General features: G+C 62.9%; 21 protein-coding genes. 12 read left to right on the top strand and 9 right to left on the bottom strand.

What is annotated here, in order from left to right:
• Positions 1–1,306, bottom strand: a 1,306-nt coding sequence (locus tag ACFXKN_RS27420; RefSeq protein ID WP_379434107.1) for a CBS domain-containing protein, incomplete at its 3' end; no start/stop codon positions are given.
• A gap of 511 nt (positions 1,307–1,817) precedes the next feature.
• Here ACFXKN_RS27420 and gntA point away from each other — a divergent pair.
• Positions 1,818–2,495, top strand: a complete 678-nt coding sequence (gene gntA / locus ACFXKN_RS27415) for a guanitoxin biosynthesis heme-dependent pre-guanitoxin N-hydroxylase GntA (RefSeq protein WP_379434106.1) — start codon at positions 1,818–1,820, stop codon at positions 2,493–2,495.
• Between the two features lie 78 nt (positions 2,496–2,573).
• Complete coding sequence (locus ACFXKN_RS27410) at positions 2,574–3,470, top strand: ATP-grasp domain-containing protein (protein ID WP_378964643.1); 897 nt, start codon at positions 2,574–2,576, stop codon at positions 3,468–3,470.
• Between the two features lie 75 nt (positions 3,471–3,545).
• Here the strand turns inward: ACFXKN_RS27410 and ACFXKN_RS27405 are convergent, their stop codons facing one another.
• Complete coding sequence (locus ACFXKN_RS27405; protein ID WP_379434105.1) at positions 3,546–5,495, bottom strand: UvrD-helicase domain-containing protein; 1,950 nt, start codon at positions 5,493–5,495, stop codon at positions 3,546–3,548.
• 402 nt (positions 5,496–5,897) lie between these two features.
• Between ACFXKN_RS27405 and ACFXKN_RS27400 the strand changes: the two genes are divergently transcribed.
• Entirely contained in the window at positions 5,898–7,088 is a 1,191-nt protein-coding gene (locus ACFXKN_RS27400) for a DoxX family protein (RefSeq protein WP_379434104.1), read from the top strand.
• An 89-nt stretch (positions 7,089–7,177) separates the two neighbouring features.
• Here the strand turns inward: ACFXKN_RS27400 and ACFXKN_RS27395 are convergent, their stop codons facing one another.
• The gene (locus ACFXKN_RS27395) at positions 7,178–7,450 is read right to left on the bottom strand and encodes a MoaD/ThiS family protein (protein ID WP_379434103.1); all 273 of its coding nucleotides are present in this window, start codon (positions 7,448–7,450) and stop codon (positions 7,178–7,180) included.
• Between the two features lie 4 nt (positions 7,451–7,454).
• Positions 7,455–8,552, bottom strand: a complete 1,098-nt coding sequence (locus ACFXKN_RS27390) for an exo-alpha-sialidase (RefSeq protein ID WP_379434102.1) — start codon at positions 8,550–8,552, stop codon at positions 7,455–7,457.
• A gap of 227 nt (positions 8,553–8,779) precedes the next feature.
• On the opposite strand from ACFXKN_RS27390, the gene ACFXKN_RS27385 reads away from it, so the two are divergent.
• The 3 genes from ACFXKN_RS27385 to ACFXKN_RS27375 are packed head-to-tail and all read left to right on the top strand — an operon-like array spanning position 8,780 to position 11,081.
• A complete protein-coding gene (locus tag ACFXKN_RS27385) occupies positions 8,780–9,100 on the top strand; it encodes a hypothetical protein (RefSeq protein ID WP_379434101.1) in 321 nt (106 codons plus the stop codon).
• A gap of 2 nt (positions 9,101–9,102) precedes the next feature.
• Positions 9,103–10,509 carry a hypothetical protein gene (locus ACFXKN_RS27380; RefSeq protein WP_379434100.1) on the top strand — a complete coding sequence of 469 codons (1,407 nt, stop codon included), beginning with the start codon at positions 9,103–9,105 and terminating at the stop codon, positions 10,507–10,509.
• A 2-nt stretch (positions 10,510–10,511) separates the two neighbouring features.
• Positions 10,512–11,081, top strand: coding sequence for a hypothetical protein (locus tag ACFXKN_RS27375; protein WP_379434099.1), 570 nt, complete (start codon positions 10,512–10,514; stop codon positions 11,079–11,081).
• A gap of 154 nt (positions 11,082–11,235) precedes the next feature.
• On the opposite strand, the gene ACFXKN_RS27370 is transcribed toward ACFXKN_RS27375, so the two are convergent.
• Complete coding sequence (locus ACFXKN_RS27370) at positions 11,236–11,841, bottom strand: hypothetical protein (RefSeq protein WP_379434098.1); 606 nt, start codon at positions 11,839–11,841, stop codon at positions 11,236–11,238.
• On the opposite strand from ACFXKN_RS27370, the gene ACFXKN_RS27365 reads away from it, so the two are divergent.
• Positions 11,840–13,075, top strand: coding sequence for a helix-turn-helix domain-containing protein (locus ACFXKN_RS27365; RefSeq protein ID WP_379434097.1), 1,236 nt, complete (start codon positions 11,840–11,842; stop codon positions 13,073–13,075). The two genes, ACFXKN_RS27370 and ACFXKN_RS27365, sit on opposite strands and share 2 nt — an antisense overlap.
• Positions 13,072–13,596 (top strand): hypothetical protein, encoded by a 525-nt coding sequence (locus tag ACFXKN_RS27360; protein WP_379434096.1) that lies wholly within the window; start codon positions 13,072–13,074, stop codon positions 13,594–13,596. Before ACFXKN_RS27365 ends, ACFXKN_RS27360 begins: the two co-directional genes overlap by 4 nt.
• 49 nt (positions 13,597–13,645) lie before the next feature.
• On the opposite strand, the gene ACFXKN_RS27355 is transcribed toward ACFXKN_RS27360, so the two are convergent.
• Positions 13,646–14,896, bottom strand: a complete 1,251-nt coding sequence (locus ACFXKN_RS27355) for an McrC family protein (RefSeq protein WP_378964596.1) — start codon at positions 14,894–14,896, stop codon at positions 13,646–13,648.
• A complete protein-coding gene (locus ACFXKN_RS27350; RefSeq protein WP_379434095.1) occupies positions 14,889–16,925 on the bottom strand; it encodes an McrB family protein in 2,037 nt (678 codons plus the stop codon). The genes ACFXKN_RS27355 and ACFXKN_RS27350 overlap by 8 nt, the downstream gene beginning before the upstream one ends.
• 273 nt (positions 16,926–17,198) lie before the next feature.
• Between ACFXKN_RS27350 and argS the strand changes: the two genes are divergently transcribed.
• Entirely contained in the window at positions 17,199–18,965 is a 1,767-nt protein-coding gene (gene argS / locus ACFXKN_RS27345) for an arginine--tRNA ligase (RefSeq protein ID WP_379434094.1), read from the top strand.
• 40 nt (positions 18,966–19,005) lie between these two features.
• On the opposite strand, the gene ACFXKN_RS27340 is transcribed toward argS, so the two are convergent.
• Together ACFXKN_RS27340 and ACFXKN_RS27335 are read right to left on the bottom strand one after the other, a co-directional pair.
• Positions 19,006–19,386: a hypothetical protein gene (locus ACFXKN_RS27340; protein ID WP_378964557.1), complete on the bottom strand. Its 381-nt coding sequence runs from the start codon at positions 19,384–19,386 to the stop codon at positions 19,006–19,008.
• Positions 19,387–19,410: 24 nt separating this feature from the next.
• Positions 19,411–19,938: a DUF3558 domain-containing protein gene (locus ACFXKN_RS27335; RefSeq protein WP_378964554.1), complete on the bottom strand. Its 528-nt coding sequence runs from the start codon at positions 19,936–19,938 to the stop codon at positions 19,411–19,413.
• Positions 19,939–20,371: 433 nt separating this feature from the next.
• Between ACFXKN_RS27335 and ACFXKN_RS27330 the strand changes: the two genes are divergently transcribed.
• From ACFXKN_RS27330 to ACFXKN_RS27320, 3 genes are read left to right on the top strand one after another with little or no spacing between them, the layout of a single operon-like run.
• The gene (locus tag ACFXKN_RS27330) at positions 20,372–20,725 is read left to right on the top strand and encodes a type VII secretion target (RefSeq protein ID WP_379434093.1); all 354 of its coding nucleotides are present in this window, start codon (positions 20,372–20,374) and stop codon (positions 20,723–20,725) included.
• Positions 20,725–25,260, top strand: coding sequence for an HNH/endonuclease VII fold putative polymorphic toxin (locus ACFXKN_RS27325; RefSeq protein ID WP_379434092.1), 4,536 nt, complete (start codon positions 20,725–20,727; stop codon positions 25,258–25,260). Before ACFXKN_RS27330 ends, ACFXKN_RS27325 begins: the two co-directional genes overlap by 1 nt.
• A 9-nt stretch (positions 25,261–25,269) precedes the next feature.
• Entirely contained in the window at positions 25,270–25,686 is a 417-nt protein-coding gene (locus ACFXKN_RS27320) for an Imm50 family immunity protein (protein ID WP_379434091.1), read from the top strand.
• Positions 25,687–25,871 lie beyond the last annotated feature (185 nt).

Raw genomic sequence — 25,871 nt, 5'->3', positions numbered from 1 at the left:
GGTGTCGGTGAACGAACAGGTTGTTGCAGCGGATTTGTCCCTCGAGGCTGAGCTGCGTCACGGGTTGGGTTCCGCTGTCCGCAGCACCTGCAGTAACCCGTGCACAGCTGCTTCTTGCCCGGCCGACAGCGGGTCTGTCGAGGTGATCCCGCGCCGCCCTGCGCAGCCGGTTCTCGGCCTCCTCGATGAGGACGAACGGCCGTGCCAGTGTGCCGAATTGGCGTGTCAGGTCGGCAGCGGTGAGAATCCCGGTCACGCGTACCCGATCCGGATCCCGCACGAAGATGAACCCGTTGTCGTAGATCGCCTCGATCTGATCCAGCAGCGGCGCATCATGATCCACTACGACCGCGGGCACCGTGGCATCGGCCAGCGTCGGATGATCCGTCGCGATATGCGCCCGCCCGATCGATTCCCAGGTCACCGCCCCGTGATACGTCCCGTCATGCTCATCGATCACGGCCAGCTGTGAATACTGATGCCGCACCATCGTCGTCTTGGCGGTCGTGAGATCCACACTCGACGACACCCATACCAGCACCGCAGGCAGGCTTCCCAACCGCCGTGTCATCGGCTCGGGCTCGACGACATTCTCGACCGATGCCCGTTCCGCACTTCGCGCGCCGACCGCCGGCTCACTCTCGAGCGGCACGATCGCGATCACCTCACTGAGCGGCCCCTCGGTGAACGGCGGCCGCGTGGTGAGCCCGTTCTCCGCGAGATCAGCCTTGATCATCGCGACCGCGGCAGCAGTCCGCCGCTCGAACCCCCAGTGCTCGAGCAGACTCCGCACAGTCAACTCCCGCGGATTCCCCGCATCCCGCGCCCCGGCCTCGGCGAGCAGCTCATCGGACCCGGTCGCCGCCACATCGCCCACATATCCGGGATCGCTCCCGTGCTCAGCGAGATGTGCGATCCGCACCGCTGCATTGTGCCGTCGCAGCCCACACACTGTCAGAAGCGAACCGAGACTGGCCCGCAGATCAGACCGAACAGCCTCCCACGGCACGTCGGCACGCACCCACTCCACCCTGCGCACCTGCCGAAATGCCTCAGGCTCCTGTGGCCGGTACTCGTACTCCCCGACCACCCGCCCGATCGCCACCACCCCTGCTGTCTCCTTCAACGGCATCACCACCAGATCGCCCTCCACGATCTCGGTACCGAACTTCCACAGCTGCCCCGCCCAATTCCCCACCACGGTCGCCGACGCATCCGGATAAGACCCCCGGATCCTCGCCTTCAGCTCCTCCCAGGTCCGATACAACCTGAGATCCCCCACCTCGTCCCACCCGACAATCGCCAAACCCTCCGCTAGAGCCCGCGCCTCCCGCTGCCCATGACTCCCCGCCCGAACAAGCCAAGCATGTTGCGTCCGCTCACCATCAACCACGTTCTGATCCTCCCCATCAGCCGATATTGTGGAACACACTGCCTACCAACGTAGTTCAGCAGCCGTGCTGACCGTGAAAACCTGGCGCTTGCCTGCCGTATTGCCAATGTCGCGCTGGTCACGCGACCGGTTGCTGGATGTCGGACCATAACCTGCTCTCTGTGGCCACCAGCAGCGGTTTCGTTGCCGAGGGTCGTGTGGCCCCGCAGTGCGCTGCAGCGGACGTGATCCGCAGCACGTGAGGATGTCCTACCAGGCCCTCGAGCGGGGAAAAGGAAATCGGCGCCATGTCGATCGATTCGCATACTGGCCGGTCGGCTGACAGGATCAGCGCGCAGTGCGGGCGAGGTGGCTGAATTCGCCGATTCGATCGGTGCGCACTCGTTCGGTGTTGAGATGTGGTTGGAAAGGATCGCCGGGGTTGATGACGGATGCGCGGGCTGAGGTGGAGCGGTTCCTTCTCGGAGATCGGTTCGCCTGTCTGGCGGGTCGCTCCGCATGGCGCCAGGGCGGGATCAGCCAGCGTCACTATGACGTGATGGGTAGCGAAGAGTCGGCTCTGTTGATGGCGGCGGATCTGGCGGAGTTCGTGGGTGGGGCCGACTGGGGCTCTCGAAGGTTCACCAGTTTCATCGCGACGTTCGAGCAGCCGCGTGGGGTGGATGAGCTGCGGTTCGAGGAGTTGTTGTGGGAGCACCTGCAGTTGCTGCACGAGGCGGACGCCGATCGGTTCGCGTGGGCGGACGGGTGTTCGTCGGATCCGCGGTCCAGTGAGTTCAAGTACAGCGTGGCGGGGCATCCGTTCTTCGTGATCGGACTGCACGAGACGCATCGGCGGTTCGGGCGGCGGCCACCGTTTCCGATGCTGGCGTTCAACTCGCATGAGCAGTTCGCGCGGATCAAGGCCGACGGGATGTGGGATCGGTTGGCGGACAAGATCCGTAAGCAGGACATCTCGCTGCAGGGGGATATCAACCCGAATCTGATGGAGTACGAGACGTTGTCGGAAGCGCGGCGGTACTCCGGGCGACCCAAGCCGGTGGAATGGCAGTGTCCGTTCAGTGCTCGCCCGGCGGCGGAACGGGAATTGGCGGGGACGTAGCACGCTTGATCGGGGAGTGAGCGCTGGGTGAACCGCTGTGAGGCCGTTGTCGCCTGCTCAAAGCAATAGAATTCGGCGGTGCCCGCTACCTTGCTGTTCTGTTCTGACCCCCTGAATCCGCGGCGGGTCGACGACCACTTCGCCGCGCAGGCCGAAGCCGTGCGGACCGCTGATGGGACGGTCGCCTTGCTGGACCACGATGTGCTCATCGCCGGGGATGCGGCAGCGGCGGTGCGGCGGGTGCCGCGTTCCGCAAGGACGATGTGGTATCGCGGGTGGATGATTCCGGTGGATCGCTATCGTGAACTGGCCCAGGCACTTTCGGAGCGCGACTGTGCGCTGGCGGTCTCGCCCGAGTGCTACGCCAAGGCCCACGAACTGCCGGGGTGGTATGAGTTCTTCGCCGAGTTGACACCGCGGTCCCGGTGGGCGGAGACGAAACCGGGGGAAGTGCCCGGTGCGTCGGTGCTGGCGGGACTGGCCGGATCGCTCGGTCCGGGCGCGGGAATCGTCAAGGACTACGTGAAATCTCGTAAGTATGAGTGGGACACAGCCTGTTTCGTGCCCGATCTGTGTGATGTCGCCGCGCTGCGGCGCGTCGTCGAGCGGTTCCTCGAGTTGCAAGGGGAGTACCTGGCGGGTGGGGTCGTGCTGCGCGAGTTCGAGGACTTCACCGTCGAAGGGGGCGGTCGGGCGGCGGAGGCCAGGGTGTGGTGGCTCGACGGTGAACCCGTCCTGGTCGGACCACATCCCGATGATCCGGCGGTGTGCCCGGAACCCGACCTGTCGGCGGTGGCGCCTGCGGTGTCGGCCCTCGGCTGCCGGTTCGTGACCACCGACATCGCGCGCCGTGCGGATGGCAGCTGGCGGGTGATCGAAGTCGGCGATGGGCAGGTCAGCGACCTGCCGTCGGGTGTGGATGCCATGGCTCTGATCGGGCCGCTGGTCGCGGTGAGTAGTCCCGGCGGTCAGTGAGACGGCTCGATCGCAGGGTTCCCGGACGCTGAGGCCGAATGGTTCTCGGTGGGCCGCTGTCCGTGTTCGGGTGCATCAATCGGTGAGCAGGCCAACCCAGAGATAGTCGCGGGCTCGGCTCGCGGCTACCAGGTGCTGGCGGGCTTGGAGTTCGGCCTGGTCGCGGGCGCCGGGGGTGAGGTCGGTGAGGTCGGCCGGGGGTTGTTTGGTGAGGAGGAAGACAGCGGTGAAGTCCATGCCTTTGGCGCGGTGGATGGTGCCGACTTTGATGTCAGCGGTTTGGGTGCCGTCGTAGTGTTCCAGGGGAATGGCGGGGAAGCCTGCTCGGCGGAGGATGGTCAGGTAGCGGCTGATGTAGCTGCGGTAGGGGACGATCACCGCGATGTCGGGGCCGGTCAGGTTCGCTGCCTGGATCGCCGCGGGCAGTGCTGACTCCGCTTGGCGGCGGGTGATGAACTCCTCGACGACTTTGCCGTCGGGGAGCGTAGCGTCGCTGTCGCGCAGCACGACGCCGGTGCCGCCGTCCAGGTCGTCGACGGTGTCGGAGGCTTCGATGCGCCGGGCGTAGTCGAGGATCGCGGCTCTGTTGCGATAGTTGGTGCGCAGGACGCGGCCGCGGCCACCGACCAGTGGAATGCCCGCCTCGGAGAGTGTGCAGCCGCCTGCGTAGACCTGCTGCTGGCCATCGCCGACCAGCAGGAGTAGGGAATCCGGTGTGGCGCCCGCGATTTCGTAGACAAGTTGAAGTTGGCAGAGGGTGAAGTCCTGGACCTCGTCGACGACCACCAGGTCGAAGCGCTCGCCCTCGGTGAGTGGTCGCGCACGGAGTTCTTCGATGGCGAGCGAGATGAGGTCGTTGAAGTCGTGGGCGCCGCGGGCTTCAAGGCCTTGCTGGTAAGGCGTATACCAGTGTTTCCAGACGAATTCGCGGCGTTTGCCGTGCAGACTGATTCCCTCCCTGCCTCGGCGCCGCACCTGCTTGTACGCTTCGACGCTCGGCAGGCCGCGGCCCTTGATGACACGATCGATCTCGTCGTGCCAATAACCGAAATCGGTGTCCTTGACTTTGTCCAAGGTTCCGCGAACGTCGCGCCAGGCATCGGCGAGCGCGGCGTCGACAGCTTTGTCGTCGAGGTTGAACGGCACGCTCCGCTCGCCGAGAAATTTGACGGTCCAGGCATGCAAACCCGTGAAGACCGCGCGATCCACCGCCCTCGGTGCCAAATGGGCGAAGCCGCGTTCATGGAACGTGGGAAGAGTCTTGACGAAGGTGGTGAACAGCAGGCGGCCCTGGTGGCGTTTGGCCCAGTGGGCCATGCGGTGCAAGGCAACTACGGACTTGCCGGTGCCGGCCGGCCCGCTGATGCGAGCGGGACCGGTGAAGTTGGTCTGCACCAGGGTGAGCTGGGCAGGGTCGAGGAAGGTCATCCAGTCGCTGAACGGGCGGGCGAGGGAGGCGGCGCGTTCGGCCTCATTGAGGTCGGTTTCGGTGAAAAGGCCCGCGAGATCGGTGGGCTCGTCGGTGGTGGGCAGGTCGAGGTGCAGGCGGGTGAATCTTTCGACGCTGGAAGCCGCGAGCTGAGCGGCGCGGGCCGACTTGAACCGTCGTTCGCGGCGGATCAGAGTGTCGAGCAGGCCTGGTTCGTCGACGACGTGGACGCGGCCATCGGATTCGGCACGAATTCGGCCGGGAAGTACGACGACGATCTCGACCATGTGCGGGACGAATCGGAAGTCGGCGGCGGCCAGACGCACGAGGGGTTCTTCGGCGTGCTTGCGCAGATCGCCGAGTTCGGAGCCGTCGGGCGTGGTGGCGGCGAACACGATCGCGAACACACCGGTGGGGCCGATCGCAAAGGCGGTGGGGTGGCCGGGCCGTCGAGGTCCCCGACGGGTCAGCAGATGCCAGCCCTCGGTGGCGAGAATGCCGGTGAGAACGCGACGTTCCGGCGAGCTCAGGTTGTCCTGTTCGGCGAGTGCCTGTTCGGCCGCTCGTAGGCGGCGTTCACGTCGGATGTTGGCCATGGTTTCCCCCTCGAACCCTGGTTGGCGCATTCGTTGCCGAAGCTAACCCGTTGTCTCCCAACATAGTTGACGTTGCCTCCGGTCGCAGGCAGATCGGGCGGCCGACCCCGGAGAAAGTGTGGCCCGAATGCTCGGGGCAACGGTTTTGCCGGATTTCCCGGTTGTCCGCGCTCCCATAGCGTTTCACCCGCACGGCTTTCGACCGAGGAGTGATGGATGGTTACTGGGGTGTTGGCTCAGCGGGAGCCCGAGGTCGTCGAGACCGAGCGGGAGGCCGTGGAGCGCTGGCATCCGGCGGTTCGCGTGCTGTTCCGATTCGGGTTCGTCGTTGTCGGTGTCGGGATGGCGGGGGTGTGGCTGCTGCACGCGTTGCTGCGTACCCTCGGTCTGTCGCAGGCGACGGTGACCGAGGTCGCCAAGTGGACGGCGCTGCATCCGCTCACCGACTGGGTCGGAGCCCTGATCTTTGACGTGCCCATCGATTTCGCGGTCACCGGCAGTGGAGATACGGCGGCGAAATGGGCGGCTGTTCTCACCCTGCTTCTCGTTGCCGTACCAGTCACTGCCGCGTGGTCGGTACTCGATCGCCGCCGCCCTGACTACGCGCGCCTGTATGAGTGGTTCCGGTTGCTGCTGCGCATTTCCCTGGCCAGCGCGCTGCTGTTGTACGGGATGATCAAGGTGCTGCCGACGCAGATGTCGTTCAACCTCGAGCGGTTGGTCGAACCGTTCGGGCACATGAGCCCGATGGCGGTGCTATGGGCGCAGTCGTCGCTGTCGGAGCCGTACGAGATGGCCTTGGGTGCGGCGGAAGTCGTTGCGGCGCTGCTGCTTATCCTGCCGGTGACCGCGGGGCTCGGGTCTGTGCTCGCCGTTATCGTGTCGCTGCAGGTACTCCTGATGAATCTCACCTTCGATGTGCCGGTGAAGCTATTCGCCCTCCAATTGTTCTTGTACGCAGTGGTATTGGCTGCACCCGACATCATCCGCATAATTCGGGCGATGCTCGGCCGCGCCGTCGTAGCTCGAACGTCGACGCCACTGCTTCCCACTCCGCGCGGCAACCGAATCTTGTTGGCAGCCCAGGTATTGGTGGGGGTGTGGCTGCTCTGCGCCACGACCGTCGAGGCATACGACGGCTGGCAGACCTACGGCAACGCACGCCCCAAATCCCCGCTCTACGGGATCTGGAACGTCACCGAGTTCTCGGTCGCCGGCGAGCAGGTGCCCGCCTTGGTCGACTTCAGCGAATCGCCGCCGGCCAGCGGAATGCCCAGCGCCACCGAACGATTCCGTCGCATCATCTTCGATATTCCCCAGGGCATGACCATGCAGCGGCTGGACGATTCACTTGTCTCCTTTCCCGCTCGGATCGACACCGACCAGCACACGATCACGCTGTCGAAAGACACGACACACCAGTGGAAGCTCGCGACATTCAGTTACGTTCAGCCACAATCGGATCGGCTGATTCTGGAGGGCACGCTCGGCGGCAAGCCGGTGCGAATGCAACTGGAGCAGGTCGACCTCGCGCAGTACCCGGCTGTCTCTCGTGGGTTCCATTGGGTGCAGGCCACGCCGTACTACCGGTAATCGGGAAGCATTGCGCACCAATGGAATATGGGCGGTGTTCGATCAAGGTCTTGCCACGCTCGAGCTGCCGGCTACGTGCGTCTTGTTGATCATCCACCGGCGACCGATGGAATGATCATCACCTCAGTACCTGCACCGACAGCGGTTTCCTGGCCGTCGAGCAGACGGCATTCGTCACCGTCGACATAAAAGTTCACGTAGCGGCGTAATGCCCCACGTTCGTCGCGGAGTCGGCGTTCCAACCCGGGCGATCGTTCGCGCAGCGCATCGAGAACTTGCTGCAAAGTCGCACCGTCGACATCGAGCTCCTTGGCGCCGTCGACATAGGTACGAAGCATGGAGGGCAGGCAGACGCGAGCCATCGCACTATCCGATGACCGCGGCGCGCACGCACAGCACGTCCGGCAGCTTGTCGGCCACGAGCTGCCAATGATTACCTTCGTCTGCGCTGCAATACACTTCGCCGTTGCGGGTGCCGAAGTAGATCCCTGTCGGGTCGGCGTTGTCGGCGCACATGGCATCGCGCATGACCGCAGCCCAGAACGGGACCGTGGGGAGTCCATCGTTCAGCTTCGACCACGTATCGCCACCATCCTCACTGCGATACACCGCGCAAGCGGCATCGGGCGGAAAGCGGAAGCGCTCCATATCCGCCACCAGCGGGAAGGTGTAGATCACTCCCGGCTTACGCGGATGCGCGACGATCGGGAAGCCGAAGTTGGACGGTGGCAACCCACCATCGATCGACTGCCAGCTCACCCCGGCATCGGTACTTCGGAACACGCCACCGTGGTTCTGCAGATACATAGTGCTGGGCGATTCGGCATCGAGGGCAACTTTGTGCACGCACTGCCCCCATTCCGGCAGCTCGCCGGGCATGAAGTCCGCGGTAACCCCCTTGTTCGTCGGCGTCCACGATTCCCCACCGTCGGCAGTCTGATAAACCCCGCCAGTGGACATGGCCACCGCCACCCGCTGCGTATCGACCGGATGCGGCAGCACAGTATGCAAAGCCAACCCACCACCACCCGGCTCCCACTGCGGCCGATGCGGATGCTCCCACAACCCCCTGACCAGCTCGAACGTCCGACCACGATCAGCCGACCGGAATAACGCCGAAGGTTCGACACCCGCATAAACCACATCCGGCTCGGCATCGGTGGCTGGCGCGATCTGCCAAACACCCAGCAATGCGGCCTCGGTGTCCTCCGGGAAGCTCAGCGGAGCATCGTCCGGCTCACTCCACGTCTCCCCGAGATCATCACTGACCACCAACGTGGGCCCGAAATGACTGTTCAACACCCCCGCGAGCACCCGCGGCGTCTCCCGCCGGGTATCAATCGCCAACGCCTTCACATCAGCCACCGGAAACTGCGGCGGCGACACTGTCCAACTGGCCCGCCCGTCCCGACTACGAGCCAAAAACAAGCCCTTACGTGTTCCGATCCCGAGCAGCACGTCCATCGCGAACCTCCGGTTGGTCACCGCAACGCCGACACGCGTGACACTACGCCGCGACACCGACAATCCAAGGGGATCGCGCAGGGTATGCCCAACTGGGCAGGTGGCCGCATGTCTGGGGCTGTCCAGCGGCCACAAGATGACGTCCGGCAGCTGTGATACGTTTCAGCTACCGTTCAGCATGCGGTGAAATCGAAGAACGTCGGCCGGTGTCGGCGGGGGGAGTTTCAGTGTCATTCGAAGTGAATCCGGATCAGCTACGCACGGCGGCCGGAACATTGTCACTGCTCACCGATGAAATCGACCGCGCTCCACACCTCGGCGCGGAACCGGTGGCGGGCAATGTCGCCGGTGGGCAGGTCGGTGCGGAACTGGGACACTCGGACGCACTCAGCAAACTTGCAAAAGATGTTCTGAGGGCCCGGTTCAGCGAATTCGCAACGCTCCTCGCATATTCGGCAGACACCTACGTCGGCACAGACCTCGATGCAGCACGCAGGCTCGCCGCCGTAGCCGACCTCAATTCCGGCAATCCGTACGAGGGACGTTGACCGTGCCGACTCCGAAGCAGGTGTTGGGCTGGGACGTGTCCGGGCTGTCGGCCGTTGGAGTGCACGCCACACAGATCGCCGACCAGATCATCAAGACCACCGGCATAGCGCATACCACCGTGCACGGTCTGGCTTGGCAGGGTGACGCGCGCCGCGCGGCCGAGAACAAAGCCGACCGCGAACAAACGCAGATGCGCGCGATCGCCACTGCTTACGACGACCTCGGGGGAGCGTGCGCGGGCGCCGCCAACGCCATGCAGTTTCCGCTGAGCGAGATCAAGATGATATTCCAGCACTATGTCGTCGCGCCCGTTGCGGTCGCCGACGACTGGACGGTGACCGGCGTCGAAGACTGGGATTCCGAGGCGGGCATCCAGCTGCAGCGCCTCTCCGGACTCGCAGACAGCCTGCTGACCGCCGATGCACTGTGGGGTGGCAAGATCGCGACCGCGAACGCGGAGTTGGCTGCGATGGCGCCCGCGGACGCGCTACAGAAGGCGAACTCCGAGATCCAGCAATACCGGTCGAAGGACGGTCGTTCGGACCCTGACCGGATGCGTACATCGGCCGCGGCGTTCCAACAGGCATTCGGCCGACTGCCGGCGACCGCGGTCGACTGGACCACTGCGGAGGCGCTCAATCCGAACAGCTACGATCCGAAATACAAGGGTGTCGACCCCGAGGTTCGGGTGGTGAAGATCGAACCGCGCCCCGGTCAGGGAGTTGTTCGCACCGCCCAATACATCCAGGAACGCGACGTCCTCGATCCGTCGATGGACAATCCGTTCTCCGGTCGAAATAAGGGTGACGACCGGACCTCCGACGCTGACTTCGACCCCGAACACGCGCGAGTGACCACATATGTCGACTACGAGAACGGCATCGTGGTGATGCGTCAGAACCCGTCGGTCGTGCAGGAAGCGGACGGCAGCTCGGGGCATGTCGAAACCGGGAAGCCGACCGGTGAGGTGATCCAAGCCGCCGACGGCTCGGTCCGGGTGAAATACGAAGCCGCCGATCCCATCGGCATGGGCGGTCCGATGCAGCAATTCGGCTGGTCGGTCAACGGCGACCTGGTATTCACCCCGTCCTCCGACGGCATCCACATCGACGGGACCCGGACGAACTACCCATGGATGGAGGCTTACCAGACCCGTCCCGACGGCTCCGATCGAACGATCGCGGTCGACCCGCCGACCGGAGTCGGGACCGGAACCAGCATGGGTCCGGCCGCCAACCTCCAGGGGCATCACGAACTCGGTACCGGCGGACGAGCACTCGATGATGACCGCTGGAAGGGCTGGAACTCGCAGTACGACGTGAAGGTCGATCGATCGGGCACACCATTCGGCACAACAGGTCATGCGCCGACCGTGACGGCGCCACCACGCAGAACGTACGAGGCCTAGCGATGGACACCACTGACTCGCATCGGCAATTCCAGGGATCCTCGGTGATCTCGCTCGCCCTCGTCATGACAGGCATTCTCTGCACCGCTGTTATCGGGGGTGCGGTCGGTGCGGGAGGGGGTAATTGGGGGGTGGCTTTGCCCCTCATGTGGGCTGTGTGGCTGCCGATCGCGATCATCTGCGGGACGAGGTCGTTGTGGGACAAGAGATTTGCCGCCGGCGGATCACGCCTGCACCGCCTTCGGGCGCTCATCGGTAGATGGTACGGGTGGACAGGCTTGGCGACGACGGCCGTGCTCGGTGCGGCGTGGATGCTGTTCGGTCGGTACGGCATTCATCCCAGGGGAGGCCTGTGGCTGATCCCGGAGATCGGTATTCCCGTGGTGCTTCTGCTGTTTCGGGGTATCCCACGCCGGATCGGGGCCGGGCTTGCGGTCACATTGTTGACCCCGACCTGGCCGTTTCTTCTCGTCGGTGCGATCGTGGTATTGGGTCCGCCTGCGCTGGTCTACGTTCTGACAGTGGGAATTTCACGTCTGTTCGGTCTGGGCGGCAGGCGATCTGACGGCTGAAGAACGGCAATCTGCTCAGGATCAGGCAGCTCATGGGGACGCTCATCCGAATACCAGGCGTACTCGATTTCAGTCCATTGTCGACTCCTAAGCTGACCATCTTGGCCACGATGCTGGATTCGAGGCCGGTCAACGGTCTCGGCTGAATCTTTTCCTACTCAACGGATCTCGTCGTGTGCAGCTTTCGGTCGGGCAGTCGGTAGCTCGTGGTCTCGCCCGAATCCGCCGCGGTGACCGATCCGCCGAGCGCGGTGGTGATGAAGCGCATCAACTGGTGTTCATCGACGCCGCTCGACGCAGCCCGGTTGACCGCGTTCAGCAGCAGATGGGCGATGCGGTCCGACTCGTTGTCCCATTCGTCCTTTTCGTAACCGAAGTCGACCGTGAATCCGTAGTTTTCGCGAAGTTCCGCAGCGAGAGCGGCGATCGCATCCAGCTTGGATGCGCCAGGACGCAGACAGTGCAGACCAGGCCCGGCGGGATACCACCGGCATCCCTCTGGTGGTACCTCATCATCAATCGCGGAGAGCCGCGCGTCGTCGTTGTTCCAGTCGAAGAACAGCGTGAAGGCGTTCATCGGCGCGCCCCTCTCATCGACCAGGACGAGGTCACGCGCGATCTCGTACCAGCGATCGGGATCGATCAGCCTGGCGATGTCGAAAGTCGCGAATCGGATGTCCTCGACCACCACCTCCAGACCGTTGCGGCTACGGACCAACCAACCTCCCTTGACGGGAGCAATCGTTGCAGTCTCGGGCATGGCGGCAATCGTCGCACGAGAAAATCTGGCCTACAAGCGTTGGGATTTTCCCAATTGCGCAGGTAGGATCGTTAACATGGACGAGGATCTGAGGGCGGTCGGGGAGCGGATTCGATCTCTCATGCCGGGGGAGCTGAGTCAGCGCAGTCTTGCTGAGCGTGCCGGGATGAAGCCCGACGCGCTGTCTCGGGCTTTGAACGGGCAGCGAGGCTTCTCGTCACAGGAGCTCGCGCGGATCGCCGATGAGATCGGAGCTGATCTGCACTGGCTCGCCACTGGTGCGGTGGATCCGAGGCGCGTCAGGATCGCGGCTCGGCATGCATGGGATAGCGACCGCGGTGTTCGAGTCAACCCCGGACGTGCGCACGATGAGGAGCTCCTCGGCCAAGTGGTTCACGCCTACAACGCGGCCTTTCCTGATGGCCCTCCGCCGAGTGCGCCGCTGTCCGATGATCCCGCCGACATGGGGGCCACGTTGGGCGGGAGCTTCGTGCGGAAGTTCGGTTCGGTAGTGGAGTCGCGTCTGGGCGTCGATGTGATTCGCCTACCGATGCTTTCCACGGATTACTCGCTGACCATCGGTTCACGCGCGATCATCCTGCTCGCCACGACCCCCAATTGGTTTCGGAGCAACTGGTCGTTGGCGCACGAGCTCGCACATCTGGCGCTCGGGCATCACAGCGGCGACCAGGCTCCCGGTGAGGCAGAAGAGCTTCCTGCCGACGAGTTCGCGGCGCACCTCTTACTGCCAGAGGAGCTTGTCAGGCAGCATGATTGGCAGGCGATGGGCGAGCAAGGGCTCGCGCGATTCCTGTGGGAGACAGGCGTGTCGACCATTGCGGCGAAGAATCGTTTGGCCAAGCTGAACATTCGATACTCCACAGAGGTGGCTGTCGCGTTGAAACAGTCGACGCCCGTTGCTGTTCGAGCTGACGCTGGCGATGAGCGGGGCACTTTCGAGCGCCGGAGAGCGATCATTCTCAGGCAGCAGGAATCCTCCACTCGCGCAATGTCGCCGATCCTCGTCGAGGCCCTGCAACGCCGCGTCGAAGACGGTGCTGTCTCGCCCGAGGACCTCGCATGGGTGCTGGACGTGTCCGTCGACGAGATCGACTTCCCGGAACCAGACGACAGTGCGGCGATGGCTCAGGCATACCGGCAAGCTTTCGAAAACCGGCCGTCCCATGCCGATCTGGAGGCTTGGCTCGCGGCGAATGGCAAGCCTGCCCGGTGAATCCAACCGAGATCTGCTGGACCACGATCACAAACCGCCGAGAGGCGATACAACTTCAGGAATTCACCTGTACGGCCTCGCGGCCGCGGAGCCCCGCCGGCCGAAAGCTGTCGCACCCGAAGCCCTGGGAACTCGCGGCGCAGAGCATCATTCGGCAGAGTCCGCAGTGCCTGAAGGCGGGGAACCTTCTCGTTGTTGGTCGCCGGGGCGGCGGCGAGATCGTCGCAGTGGCGCATCTGACGTTCGATGAGACGCTGCCATCGGTTTTCGCCGCCCACATTGCCGCGATCGGAGTCTGCCTATCGGTACGTGGGCAAGGTGGAAAAGTCGCTGACCGATCCCTCGCTGAGTCGTGCTCCGTGATCGCAGCGATGGCGCGCGAACGCGGCAAAGGCGCGGTGTTGGTGACCGCGAACATTCATATCCAGAACGGTCCGAGCCAACTGTTGTTCGAGCGTGCCGAGTTCGAGCCGGTCTCCATTCCCCGTGGCGACTACCAGCAGTGGATCCGCCAGCTATAGCTGGTGTGGTGCAACGTGATTCGAGCTAGATCCGGATGTAGGGTCGCGATCACTGTGCTCCGTCGGCTCTGCGGGATGATGAAGGAATAACTGCGCGAACCCATTCGAGAGCATGGGCGGGGTCTGAAACGGTCGCGATGCCGATCGCGTGAATGGTGCCGAGGGTTTGGCCGTTGGCGCGAATGTCGAGGGTTCGGTGGGTGTTCTGGTGGGGGCTCGGGTAGATGATGACGCCGGTTCGGGCGGGGTCGGTGGCGTATCCCGCTGTGTAAGTGAGCAATTGGTGCACATCTGGGGCGGCGATGCGATGGTTGCCGTATGTCTTGTACTTGGCGTCCGCGGGGAGGAAGGTGCCGTTCGGGAGCTGCAGGAGGACGTCGGGACGAAAGGTGGTGCGGCGATTGAGGTCGCCGTGAACGGTGATGGAATGCGGACCGGCCGAGCCGACGATTCGGGATCCGGCCGGTGCGGCATCGCCGACCAGTCGGACAATCACTGCCTCCCACAAGCGGGGCATATCCAGAAGCAAGCTGTCCCCGGTTGCACCGTTGTCGACCAGCAGATCGGCTACTCCACCGCCGTTCAGCACCAGGCCTGCCCAGAGATGCGCGGGTTGGTATCGCCGATTCAATCGGTTGTACCGGGCGCGGTTCAGGTGTTGAACGGACGCGAATATGGTGCTGCTCGTGGGGAATTCGACAGCGAGCACGGACAGCTGTCGCGAAAGTTGCGGGTCCCTCACCAGGGTGGATGCCCTGCGCAGGGCGTGGCCACATACCTCGTTTTCCCAGATGGCCACGCTGCGGTCGAATGTGTCGACGTGGAGCCGATCCAGCGTGCCGTAGCGGTGGGTGGCTTGGCTGACGGCGTCGAACCGGCCGCGAAGCACTGGGATGACCTGGTGGTTGCGGACGTAGTCGCGGCGTAAGCCGTCGCGCAGGAGGGTGCGGCATGCGCCGAGTAGCGCGGCGGCGACGATGTCAGCGAAACCATCGCGGTCGACGGACCATTCGCGGATGGTCGTCTCGTGGGGGACTGGTGTGGCTAGGGCGTAGCAGAGCCAGCGGATGAGGGATTCGCCGGAGAAGGCCAGTTTGGTGTTCACCACGAGGCGGATGCGGTCGAGGTTGAGCACCCCAACGGTCGCCTCCGCTTTCAGTAGCCAGCCAACTCGGGCCGGCGTCAGCGTGAAGCGTTTGGGCAAGGACGCTAGTCGTGCGCGGTCGCTACTTGTCAGTTGATCTTCGGGCAAGGCAACTGACTCGTACTCGCCCAGCCGAACGTCGAGGCGTTCACTCATCGAGATCGAGAGTGCCAGAGGTGAATTCGGCGGCAAGGAAAGTCGGGAGGTCGTTGTCGGTGATCCGTTTGGACTGTCCCGTGTTCGCGTCGACCAGGCTGCCCAGAACTCGGTGCAGGAGTTCGGCGCGACTCACGCAGTAGTCCTCGATCAGCGGGAGGACGTCGTGGTAGTAGGCGGCGGCGAGCTCTTCCTCGGTGGCCACCGGCAGCCCGTTGTGCAGCAGGTACGCGTGACCGATCTGGTGGTCAGCGTCGAGGTGGGTGACGATGCGTTCGTTGAGTGCGGAGAGGAAGTCCGGCAGATCGAGCGGGCCGATCGTGCCGGACAGGACCTCGGGGTCGGGGCCGACGGTGACGAAGGCGAATCGGCGGCGGATCGCAGCGTCGAGATGGCTGACGCTGCGGTCTGCGGTGTTCATGGTCCCGATGATGCGGACATTCGGTGGAACGGCGAAGCGGCGCTGACTGATCGGGAGGTCGACGCTGACCCCGCGCTTATCGGTCTCCAGCAAAGTGACGAGCTCACCGAAGATGCGTGGAAGGTCACCACGGTTGATTTCGTCGATGATCAGCAGGAATTCCTCGTTCTCGGCAGCTGCAGCGTCGGCGCAGAGTTTGTGGAACAGGCCGTCGGTGAGCTCGAGGTGCAGACCTGCGGCGGTCGGGTGGTGTGCCGGCTTGAATCCTTCGACGAAATCTTCGTAGCCGTACGAGGGGTGGAAGGTAACCATGCGGACTCGACCGGTGTCGAGGAGCTCGTTGATCGCCGCCGTTCGACCAGGACCATCGACATCAGCCGTACGACCACGTGCGGCCAGCGCGGTGCTGAGGGCGAGACGGGTCTTTCCGGTACCAGGAGGGCCGCTGAGAATTACCTGGTTCTTCCGCTGGAGCGCGGCGAGGATCGCCGAAATATCCTCCGGTACTTCATGATCTGCGGTCTGAGCGGCATTTCCCCTCTTCGAGGTGAGCTTGGTGAAAAGGTGATCGGGGACGCGGACCAAGGTGCGGCGCCAAGACTGCGGGTTCTCCAAATGCTGCGCGAAACTGGTGTCCCACTCCACAGGCACCACATGCTTGGATTCGGTTCGAGAATCGTCGAAGCGGTAGCCGCCAGTTACAGTGCCGATCGCCAAAACCTTGGACATGCCATGGTTGGCGACGATTCGGTCGCCCGGTTCGAGGTCACGGTAGGCGAGGAGATTCCTTGCATTGCTGGCATTTTGGGCCTTCGGCCACCGGGCAGCCAGCTCCTGCTTGAGTTCGGTATCGCTGGCGTACTGGCTCAGGTCACCGAGCTCGTCCCATCCGACGCAGATGTATCCATTGGCGAAACAATCCTGCCAGTGGACGGCGTTTTCACCCGGCGCGACTTTCCATACTGGGCGGCTCGGTTCGCGCGGGTCGAAATTGTCATACAGGAACTGCATCACCTCATGCGGAGCCCATTGCGACAGTTCGGGGTCACCTTTGACCAGCGCGAGGAGTTGGCGGTTGGCCCGCCAGGCGGGTGCGTAGCGTTCCGGTGTTCCGCCGAGGAGGCTGATGAAGCTGCGCAGATGACTGCCGGAGAAGATTGGCAAGAAGTGCTGCGGGAAGTAGACGGAGAGCGACTTCGTCACCAGCGATTGGCCCGAGCGCAGCGCATCGAGTTCGTCGAGTTCGTCGAACGCGCCGCGTTCGACGGCTTCGAATGCGTCGACGAACTGACCGCGCAACCTCGACCACGCCGGGCCGACTTCATCACCGAGCGCAGGAGCGATGTACCACTCACCCGAATTACCCAGGTACAGAATGTGTTTCGTCGCGCTGCCGCCGCCGATGCCACCCAGGTCGACGGTTCGGTACTCCATCAATCGGCAGAAGGCCTCCGGTTCGCAGTTCAACGCGTAGCGCTCCAGCGGGAGGGTGGGCCAGTCCTCCAATGGGAATGTGGCGAGGATCAGCTTGCGCTGCTGCTCAGCGTTGGCTACGCGGGTGGTTGCCCGGGTGCAGTCGTACGTGGATATCGCAGTCGAAAGATCCATGGTGTTCTGCCCCTACGGTCGGCCTCGGATGTTCAGTACTACCGGATTCGCTCATCAACCGCTCGGCAGTATCGCGCCGGCCGCTCTTGCGCTGACCGCGGCGTCGATTGCACTGGGCTTTCAGGATCTGCTGGCGCAGGCGTGCGGGATGCACGTCGATCATTGGAGCGATCGCGTGGGCCGTGCCGTAGGCGGACGGGCACTCGCAGCAGCCGATATCCGCTTGATGTGCTTGCGACAATGGATTCACCGTCCCATCGAGAGGAATCCAAGGTGAGCTCTGCCGGTGTTGTGCCGCTGCTCGGATGTGTCGCTGCCGCTGTGTCGGAGGCGATCGTCCGAGTCCGTCCTGAAATGGCGGATGTGGACCCGGTAGTGCGTCGTTCTGATCGTGCCGATTTCCAATCCAATGCGGCGCTGCCGTTGGCGAAGCGGGTCGGTGTCCCGCCGGCCCGGCTCGGCACCGAGTTCGCTGAGCAAGTCAGTCTGGCCGGTGGTGTGATCGCTGACGTGCAGGTGTCGGGCCCAGGTTTTCTGAACGTCACCCTGGCCGACGCGGCGGTATGGGAATCGGTCGCCGCGCGCCTGGCCGACGATCGGCTCGGCGTCTCCGCCAGTGAAGACGGGCAACGGGTCGTCATCGACTACTCGGCGCCGAACGTGGCGAAGGAAATGCACGTCGGCCACCTGCGGACCACCATCATCGGTGACAGCCTCGCGCGGGTCTTCGGGTTCCTCGGTGCCGATGTTGTGCGGGCGAACCACCTGGGTGACTGGGGTACGCAGTTCGGAATGCTCATCCAGTACATCGACGAGCACCCCGAATCACCGTGGCACACGGAGGAACTCGACACAGGGACCAGTTCGGTGTCGGCGCTGGACAGCCTGTACAAGGCGGCCAGGAAGCAATTCGACTCGGATCCCGGCTTCGCCGACCGGGCCAGGGCTCGTGTCGTAGCGCTACAGGCCGGCGACCCTGACACGGTGGCTCGGTGGCGGGAGATCGTCGCAGAGTCGGAGAAGGCCTTCGGTGCAATCTACGACCGTCTCGGAGTGCTTCTGACTCCTGATGACTATTTCGGCGAGTCGTTCTACAACGACAAGCTCGCAGGCACCGTCACCGAACTGCTCGACAAGGGAGTCGCGGTCGACAGTGACGGCGCGGTTGTCGTGTTGTCCGAGCAGGTCAAAGGCCCCGATGATCAGCCCGCAGTACTGATGGCCCGAAAACGCGACGGTGGCTACGGCTACGACAGCACCGACCTGGCCACCATCCGGTACCGCATCACCTCGCTGCACACCGACCGGCTGCTGTATGTCACCGACTCACGGCAGGCGCTGCATTTCCAGCTGGTGTTCGAAGCGGCACGGCGGGCAGGCTGGCTCACCGAGGCGATCGAGGTGGCTCACGTCGCTTACGGCACCATCCTCGGGCCGGACGGTAAACCGTTCAAAACCCGTGCGGGCGGGACGGTTCGGTTGATGGACCTGCTCGACGAAGCAGTCGCGCGTGCCCGTGCGGTTGTCGCCGAGAAGAACCCGGACCTGTCGTCGACGGAGCTCGATGCGATCGCCGAGCAGGCGGGGATCGGCGCGGTGAAGTACGCGGATCTGTCGACATCCAGGGTCAAGGACTACACGTTCGACCCGGACCGCATGACCACACTAAACGGCAACACCGGTGTCTACCTGCAGTATGCCCACGCTCGGGTCTGCTCGATCCTACGCAAAGCCGACGCCGCAACCCCGGCCGTCATCGACATCGCCGGACCGCTCGAACCAGCCGAGCGGGAACTCGCCTTGTGCCTCGACGGCGACGGGACTGTTCTCGTCGAGGTGGCCCACACGTTGGAGCCGCACCGGCTGGCGGGCTATCTCTATGATTTGGCCCGCGCCTACACCGGCTTCTACGACTCATGTCCGGTCATCAGCGCCGACGAACCGATTCGTTCAAATCGAATTGCGTTGTGCCAGTTGACTGCCCGTACGCTCGAACTCGGATTGGGGCAGTTGGGAATCGCGGCACCGCAGCGGATGTGACCTCTCGGTCGGGCGGGCTGGTCAGCGGCGGACATGGATGTCAGTAGCCGTTGCCCAACGCGTTCGTTGCTTGCGCTTGGGCTATCTGCTGGTCCTCGTACTTCTTCACCGAGATCTCGATGGTGTCGCGGATCAGCGTCAGAACTTCGATATGCTCTTTGAAGGCCGTGTCGAAATCACGTTCTCCGCCAATAGCTTTCATGCCGAGCATCTTTGCCAGCTCGTCGGCGGCGTTGAACCGGCCGAGACCAGACACCGATGAAACGTACTGCAGGTCGTTCTTCAGTTGGACGAAGAGGTCGATCTGCTTGTTGCTTGCATCGCGACAGCTTGTCGCGACCGAAGGATCGAGGTACAGGCGGCCTGCCTTGGCTTCTTCGTTCAGATACTGCCAGCGGGACTTCTCATCATCTGAAGCCATGACACCCCCTTATTCTTGAAAGTTCTATTTGGGAAAGAGCGGGACGATTGCTTCCGCCATCGGTTGCAGGCGTTCGCATGGCGGCACCGACTTTTCTTTGACGCCGCTGTTGAGCATGTCTAGTTGCGTGAATCCAGTGGACGTCGGGAAAACGATCGAGCAGTCTTCGTTAGCGTCGTAGTGACTTTGCCGGAACTGCACACCGCTGCGGCCCGCGATCACAACGTCCTTGAACTCGATATTGGTGGGCTTGGCCCGCACCTCGTCGACCGTGTGGATTGTTGAAAAGACGCCGATCCCGAAGCCGGAGGGGTAGTTCGCGTCATCCCATGCGCAGATCTTCCAGCCTGGCTCTTCTGCCCCGAGGATGCCGGATCGCTTCGACGCCACGTCGAGCCCCAAACTGGTCAACATCGAGTCCGGGATCTGACTGCACGGATCCCACAGTGCTGCGGCAGCCGCCGCGGGGTCGGTCGAACTCGGCTGTGCGTTCCCGCTCTCGGTGGTGGAACACCCCGCCACAGCCAGCGCCCCACACAAAACCGTGGTCATCACCACAGACCGTTGCCGCACGAGCATCCTCCGTCTTCCCGATCACCGAGCCGCACCGTTGCGACGAGCCCACACAACCCCACGGCCGCCCCGAGTACTCCCCGCGCCCGGCTACCCCGTCGTTCCGCACAGCCTACGACACGACCTCACCAATTCACCCTGGCGAGTCTCCATCTCGTGAGACCTCCAAGCCCCGGCCATGTTCCACCGTGTGACCCCATTACGCCAAGAAGGTGGCACTCCTTCACGCCCTTAGACGCACCGAAGCCCGTTCTGGTTCCATCGATTTCACCACCATCATCAACCCATCCCGATCCGCTACGCTCGGCCATTGGCACTGCGTGCCGCAGGTCGAATCAGTCGGGGTCGACCTGTTCGGTCAGGTTCGACACCGCAGGTCACGGGCAGGGAGTGCCCGTCGACCAGGGGTGGCATGACGTACGAGGGGTGGGGCATCAACATGACAAGCGCTGGCGGGGAACTGAGCATCTCCCCGGACAAGATCAAATCCCACGCCACGAACGTCACCTCGGCTGGTTCAGGGTTGACCGAAGCACTCGAAGCAGCCCAAGCCGTCTCAGCCCCCTCGGACGCTTTCGGCAAACTCTGTGCCTTCCTCGGTCCCTTGTTCGTCGACTCGGTCGAAACCGACGGCATCGACGCGATCCAGGCCGCGATAGATGCCTTCGGTAACACCAGCTCGAACCTGACCGCCGTCGCGGACGCGTTCACCACCCGCGACACCACCAACGCAGCAGCGCTCAAGACCCAAGAGTCCAGTCTGTAATGGCCGCCAACCCCCTGATCGCGGCCAAGGAAGACACCACCGACTGGTCCACCGGCATCAGCCTGGTCAGCTCCGTCACAGACCTCTCCGACGCGATCTCGGGCGGTTCCTGGATCGAAGTCGGCCTCGGTGTCGTCGGTCTCGGCGCCGAAGCAGTCTCCCTGGTAGTCGACCCGCTCGGCACCCTGGCTGGTTACGGCGTCGGCTGGCTGATCGAACACTGCCAACCCCTGCAAGATGCTCTGGACTGGATCGCGGGCGACCCCGCCCAGATCGAGGCGTACGCCAAAACCTGGGACAACGTCGCCACCCGCATCAGCGAGGTGGCGACCGCCCAAAACGCCGCCGTCACCGCCGATGTGTCGGACTGGACCGGCCAAACCGCCACCGCCTACAAATCTGCCGCGTCCAACACCACCAACCTGCTCACCGCGGCCAACACCGCCGCCACGGCGGCAGCCTCGGCAATCCGTATGGCAGGCGGCATCGTCGCCGCGGTCCGCGAAACCGTCCGCGACCTGGTCGCTCAAACCGTTGGCCGCCTCGCGGTCTGGGCTGCGGAACTGGTCTTCTCGGTCGGTCTGGCGACCCCGCTGGTCGCGGTCCAGGCCACCGCCTACATCGCCAAAACAGTGGCGACGATTTCGAAGTTGTTCTCGAAGCTGGCCAAGACGATGTCGAAGCTGAAGCCGTTGCTGAAGCAGTTGAAGTCAGCGTTCGGCGATATCGCGAAGGCATTCAAGAAGACCCCGTCGAAGTCGTCGAAGAACGCCGACAACACCACCACCAGCCCTGCGAGCACCAAGCCTGCTGATACCCCGACGACACCCTCGACCACCAAACAGCCGGACACCCCGACGAATCCAGCGAGCACGCCCGACACCCCCGCGAAAAGTACGAGCCCAGGAGACACCGCACCAGCGAGCACACCTGACCTCAACGCGAAGAAACCGGAGTCGCCGTCCACGACCAACGAAGGCGCACCGGAGAAGGCCCGTATCGGCGACCCCGCGACTACCCAGGACGCAAAAGGCACCTGCGGCGGCCGCGAACCGGTGGATTTCGCCACCGGCGAATATTTCGTACCGGTTGTCGATGTCACCCTGCCGGGGGTGCTGCCAGTTGTTTTGTGGCGTCGCCACCGCTCCAACTACCGATTCGGCCGATGGTTCGGCCCGTCCTGGTCCTCAGCATTGGACTTGCGGATAGTCGTCGACCACGCTGGTGTCACCTTCGTCGCCGAAGACGGCATACTGCTGTCGTACCCGCATGACGTTCCCGATCTGGCAGTGCTTCCGCTACATGGTGATTCACCGTGGCCGCTGACCCGCACCAGCACCGACACGTTCCGAGTCCACGACCCCGACCGCGAAATCACCTGGCACTTCGCGGCCCCTGATGCTGAATCCGCTGCCCTCGGTGACTTTCCGATCACCGCGATCACCGACCGTCATGACAACTGGATCCGCTTCCATTACGACCTCGACCGTGCACCAACCAGGATCACCAGCTCGGGCGGCTACCAGCTCAGCTTCGCTACCGGCTCGGGGCGAGTGACGGCGATAACCGTGGATGACGCCCGTTCCGGTACCGGCGAATCGACCGCAATCCGTCAATTCGCCTACCAGTCAGGTGATCTCGTTGCAGTCACCAATGGTGTCGGCGCGACAACGCATTACACGTACGACAACTCCCATCGGATGTTGTCGTGGCGGGACTCGAACAACACCTGGTTCACCAACACTTACGACAACCAAGGTCGCGTTGTCGCGCAGGACGGGATCGACGGCATTTGGTCATCTCGATTCGCCTACGAAACCTTGCCGCATGGCCAAGGCGCTATTACGACAGTGACTGATTCGCTGGGCGTGGCGTCCACCTACCAATTCGATGCGCAAATGCGGCTCCACATCGAGACAGATGGCCTCGGTTACGCAACCCGCACCGATTATCTCGCAGGTCGAAAACCTGTTCGCAGTGTGGGGCCGGACCTAGCGACGACGACATACGTTTACGACATGAACGACGACCTCACGATGGTCCGTCGTCCAGACGGTCGAACCATTACCTTTGAATACCACAGCCTTCACCGTCCCAGCGTAATCACGGCCGCCGACGGTGGAGTCACTCGCTACACCTACGACGATGCCGGGAACGCAACATCAGTCACTGATGCTGACGGAATTTCCCGGCAGTATACCTACCACCCCAATGGTGGCATCCACACATTTTCCGATTCCCCGGATGCGACAACAGCTGTCGATGTCGACGCCGCGGGCCTTCCCGTTCGCGCCATCGACCCTGTAGGCGGGATACTCACAGTGGCTCGTGACCATTTCGGCCGTCCGACCACGACGACGAACCCGCTCGGTCAGGCCGTCCACCATGACTGGTCCGACGAGGGTAAGCCCGTGCGCCGCACCGGCGCCGATGATCTTGTCGAAACATGGAATTGGGACGGCGAGGGCAACCTTGTCGCACGCACCGACCGCTCTGGCAGGATCGATACATACGTATATGGCCCGTTTAGCCTTTGTGAGTCCTTTACTTCAACCGGCACCGACACCACTCGGTACACCTGGGATACAGAGCGGCGACTCACGTCCGTATCGAACCCGAACGGACAAACCTGGCACTATGTCTATGGGCCCACCGGGCAGATCTATTCCGAAACAGATTACAACGATGCGACAACGACATACGCCTATAATCCGTCGGGCGCTGTCGCCGTGGTCACGACTCCGACGGGGATTCGCCGTTATAACTCCTACGACCAACTCGGGCAGCTTGTTGGTACTCGTGCCGAATCCGGCGAATGGGTTTCATATAGCTATGACCTCGTGGGAAGGATAACTACGGCCGCAAACGGACTGAACTCTGAATCAGCCCGTACTGTCACTCATTCCCTCCTATCTAGACATTCGCCGGCCGGAAGACTCCTGAGCCAGCAGATCGACAGTCAAATACCGACGGAATACCGATATGACAACTATGGGCGCCGTGTCTCGCACACCTCGCCGATGGGTGTATCTACGGAGTTCGAGTACGGACGTTCGAACAAGGTCGTGGCACTTAGAACATGTGGGCGCCGAGTCGATTTCACCCATGATGCCGTTGGTCGCCAGAACAGCTGGCGGTCTGAGGGAGTGGGTCAGCACTCCACCTTCGGGCTGGCGGGTTTAACTGTCAGCCGTGAGCTCGTTCAGCTAGATCCTCGGACGAGTATTCCATCAGAACTAATTCACCGCGACGAATATTTGTGGCGGCCGGACGGTTACCTTTCGGCTCATTCTGTGATTGACCGGGCCGGCGTCGAACGTCGAGACTTCACGCTAGATCCGCTCGGTCGCGTAGCGCGTATCACTGCTGCTGGGGCAATCGCCGAAGAGTACCGCTACGATTCACTCTCGAACTTGATCTTCGAGTCCGGCGCGATGGCCGGTCGAAGAGGCATGGACTCTGATGAGACTGACGCGCCTCAATTCGAGTACAGCCGCAATCTGCTTGCGCGCGCGGGCCGAACCCGCTACCACTACGATGCGGCAGGCAGGCTGTTGCGGAAGGAGAAGACCCGAATCTCTCGCAAAGCTGCTGTGTGGCACTATGAATACAATGCTTTCGATCAGCTGATCAGCGTCCGAACTCCGGACGGCCAGCAGTGGCAGTACACGTATGACCCTTTCGGGCGTCGTCGTTCGAAAATGTTGGTCAATGGTCGCAGTAGAAGCGAATTCAATTGGGATGGTACCCATCTCACTGAACAAGCTTCGGTAAACGAGGATGGTAGCCGCACAACCACCGCGTGGTCGTACCATCCTGGCACGTACATCCCGCTTACTCAATCGGCCGACAATCATGAAATAGATCGCGAGTTCCACGCGATCGTCACCGGCCTTGACGGTAGCCCAACCCACCTCGTTGATCCTGACAGGGGGGAGGTTGTGGCCCATTCGGCTAGCACGCTGTGGGGTGCCACGACCTGGGTAGGAATCGATACGCCGCATCGTTTCCAAGGGCAGCAATTCGATTCCGAGAGCGGGCTTCACTACAATCACCACCGCTACTACGACCCCGAGACGGGCCGATACCTAACTCAGGATCCACTCGGTCTCAACCCAGCTCCGAACCCGAACACCTATCCGCATAATCCGATGTCATGGATAGATCCGCTGGGCCTGGCTTGCGGGGACTCCAATAGCGAAGAATTGCCCACTCGGCACGCAGCGCTCCGGCAGGCAATGCGAGATGCCGGAATTCCGACCAGTCAACAGCCTAGCGCTGTAGAGCGTGTAAGAATGGAGGATATGTGGGGGCATGCAGTCCTCGATGAAAACTATCAGGAAATCATGACCGAGGAGTACCATTTTACTGCCGGCAATGGAAACCGGATTGTTATTCAAGATCACAGTGCAGGGCACCGGTATGGGGAAGACGGCGTAGGTGACCAAGGTCCCCACTTCAACGTCCGGCCTATTGAAAATACTCGAACTGGTAAAGTGCCGGGAACCCTTGGGCACTATCCCTTCCAAACATAGGATGCACTAATGAGCTGGGTTGATGCGCTGCACGAGCCGCGTAGTATTCGAGGAGTGTTCGGGGCCTTCACTCCATCGCTGGATGGCGTTGTGCTCCACGAGATTCGCTTGCACCGCGACGGTCCAAGTGTCTATCTGCGGTTCGATTTTCGTGAGTTTCCGACTGATCCGCCTAGGAAGTGGGGAGTCGTCGGCTACAACACGGTACAAGTCGAACTGTGTCTGTATGCGGTTGAAAGCGTTGAGATATCCGAGCTGAGTACTGTGTCCGTGATCGACCTTAATATATCGACTATCGACCGTAATGGGAAGGTAGCCGTGCGCGCTTGGACATCGGGAAATTCCACGACACGCTTAAATGTTGTGGCGGGGAGCGTGAGTGTCGCGAAGGTATCGGCCTACAAAAACGATCCGCCCCCCGCCTGATTGAAGCACCTCGCTGTGACCCGTTGGGGCTCGGCATTTTGGAGATGGCTAGCGAGAGGGCAGGACGTCCAATGGGCAAAAGGAAAGGGGCCCGGGCCAGCCCTGACCGACCGCGCACCATCGCCTTACCCGTGGTCAGTCCGATCCCGCCCGGCGTAGCGATCTCCACCTCTGCGCAGTCGCCG

It is taken from the genome of Nocardia sp. NPDC059195 (assembly GCF_042754695.1).
Taxonomy (GTDB): Bacteria; Actinomycetota; Actinomycetes; order Mycobacteriales; family Mycobacteriaceae; genus Nocardia.
Note: the sequence above shows the minus strand (reverse complement) of the source record. Positions and strands in the feature narration are given on the sequence as shown.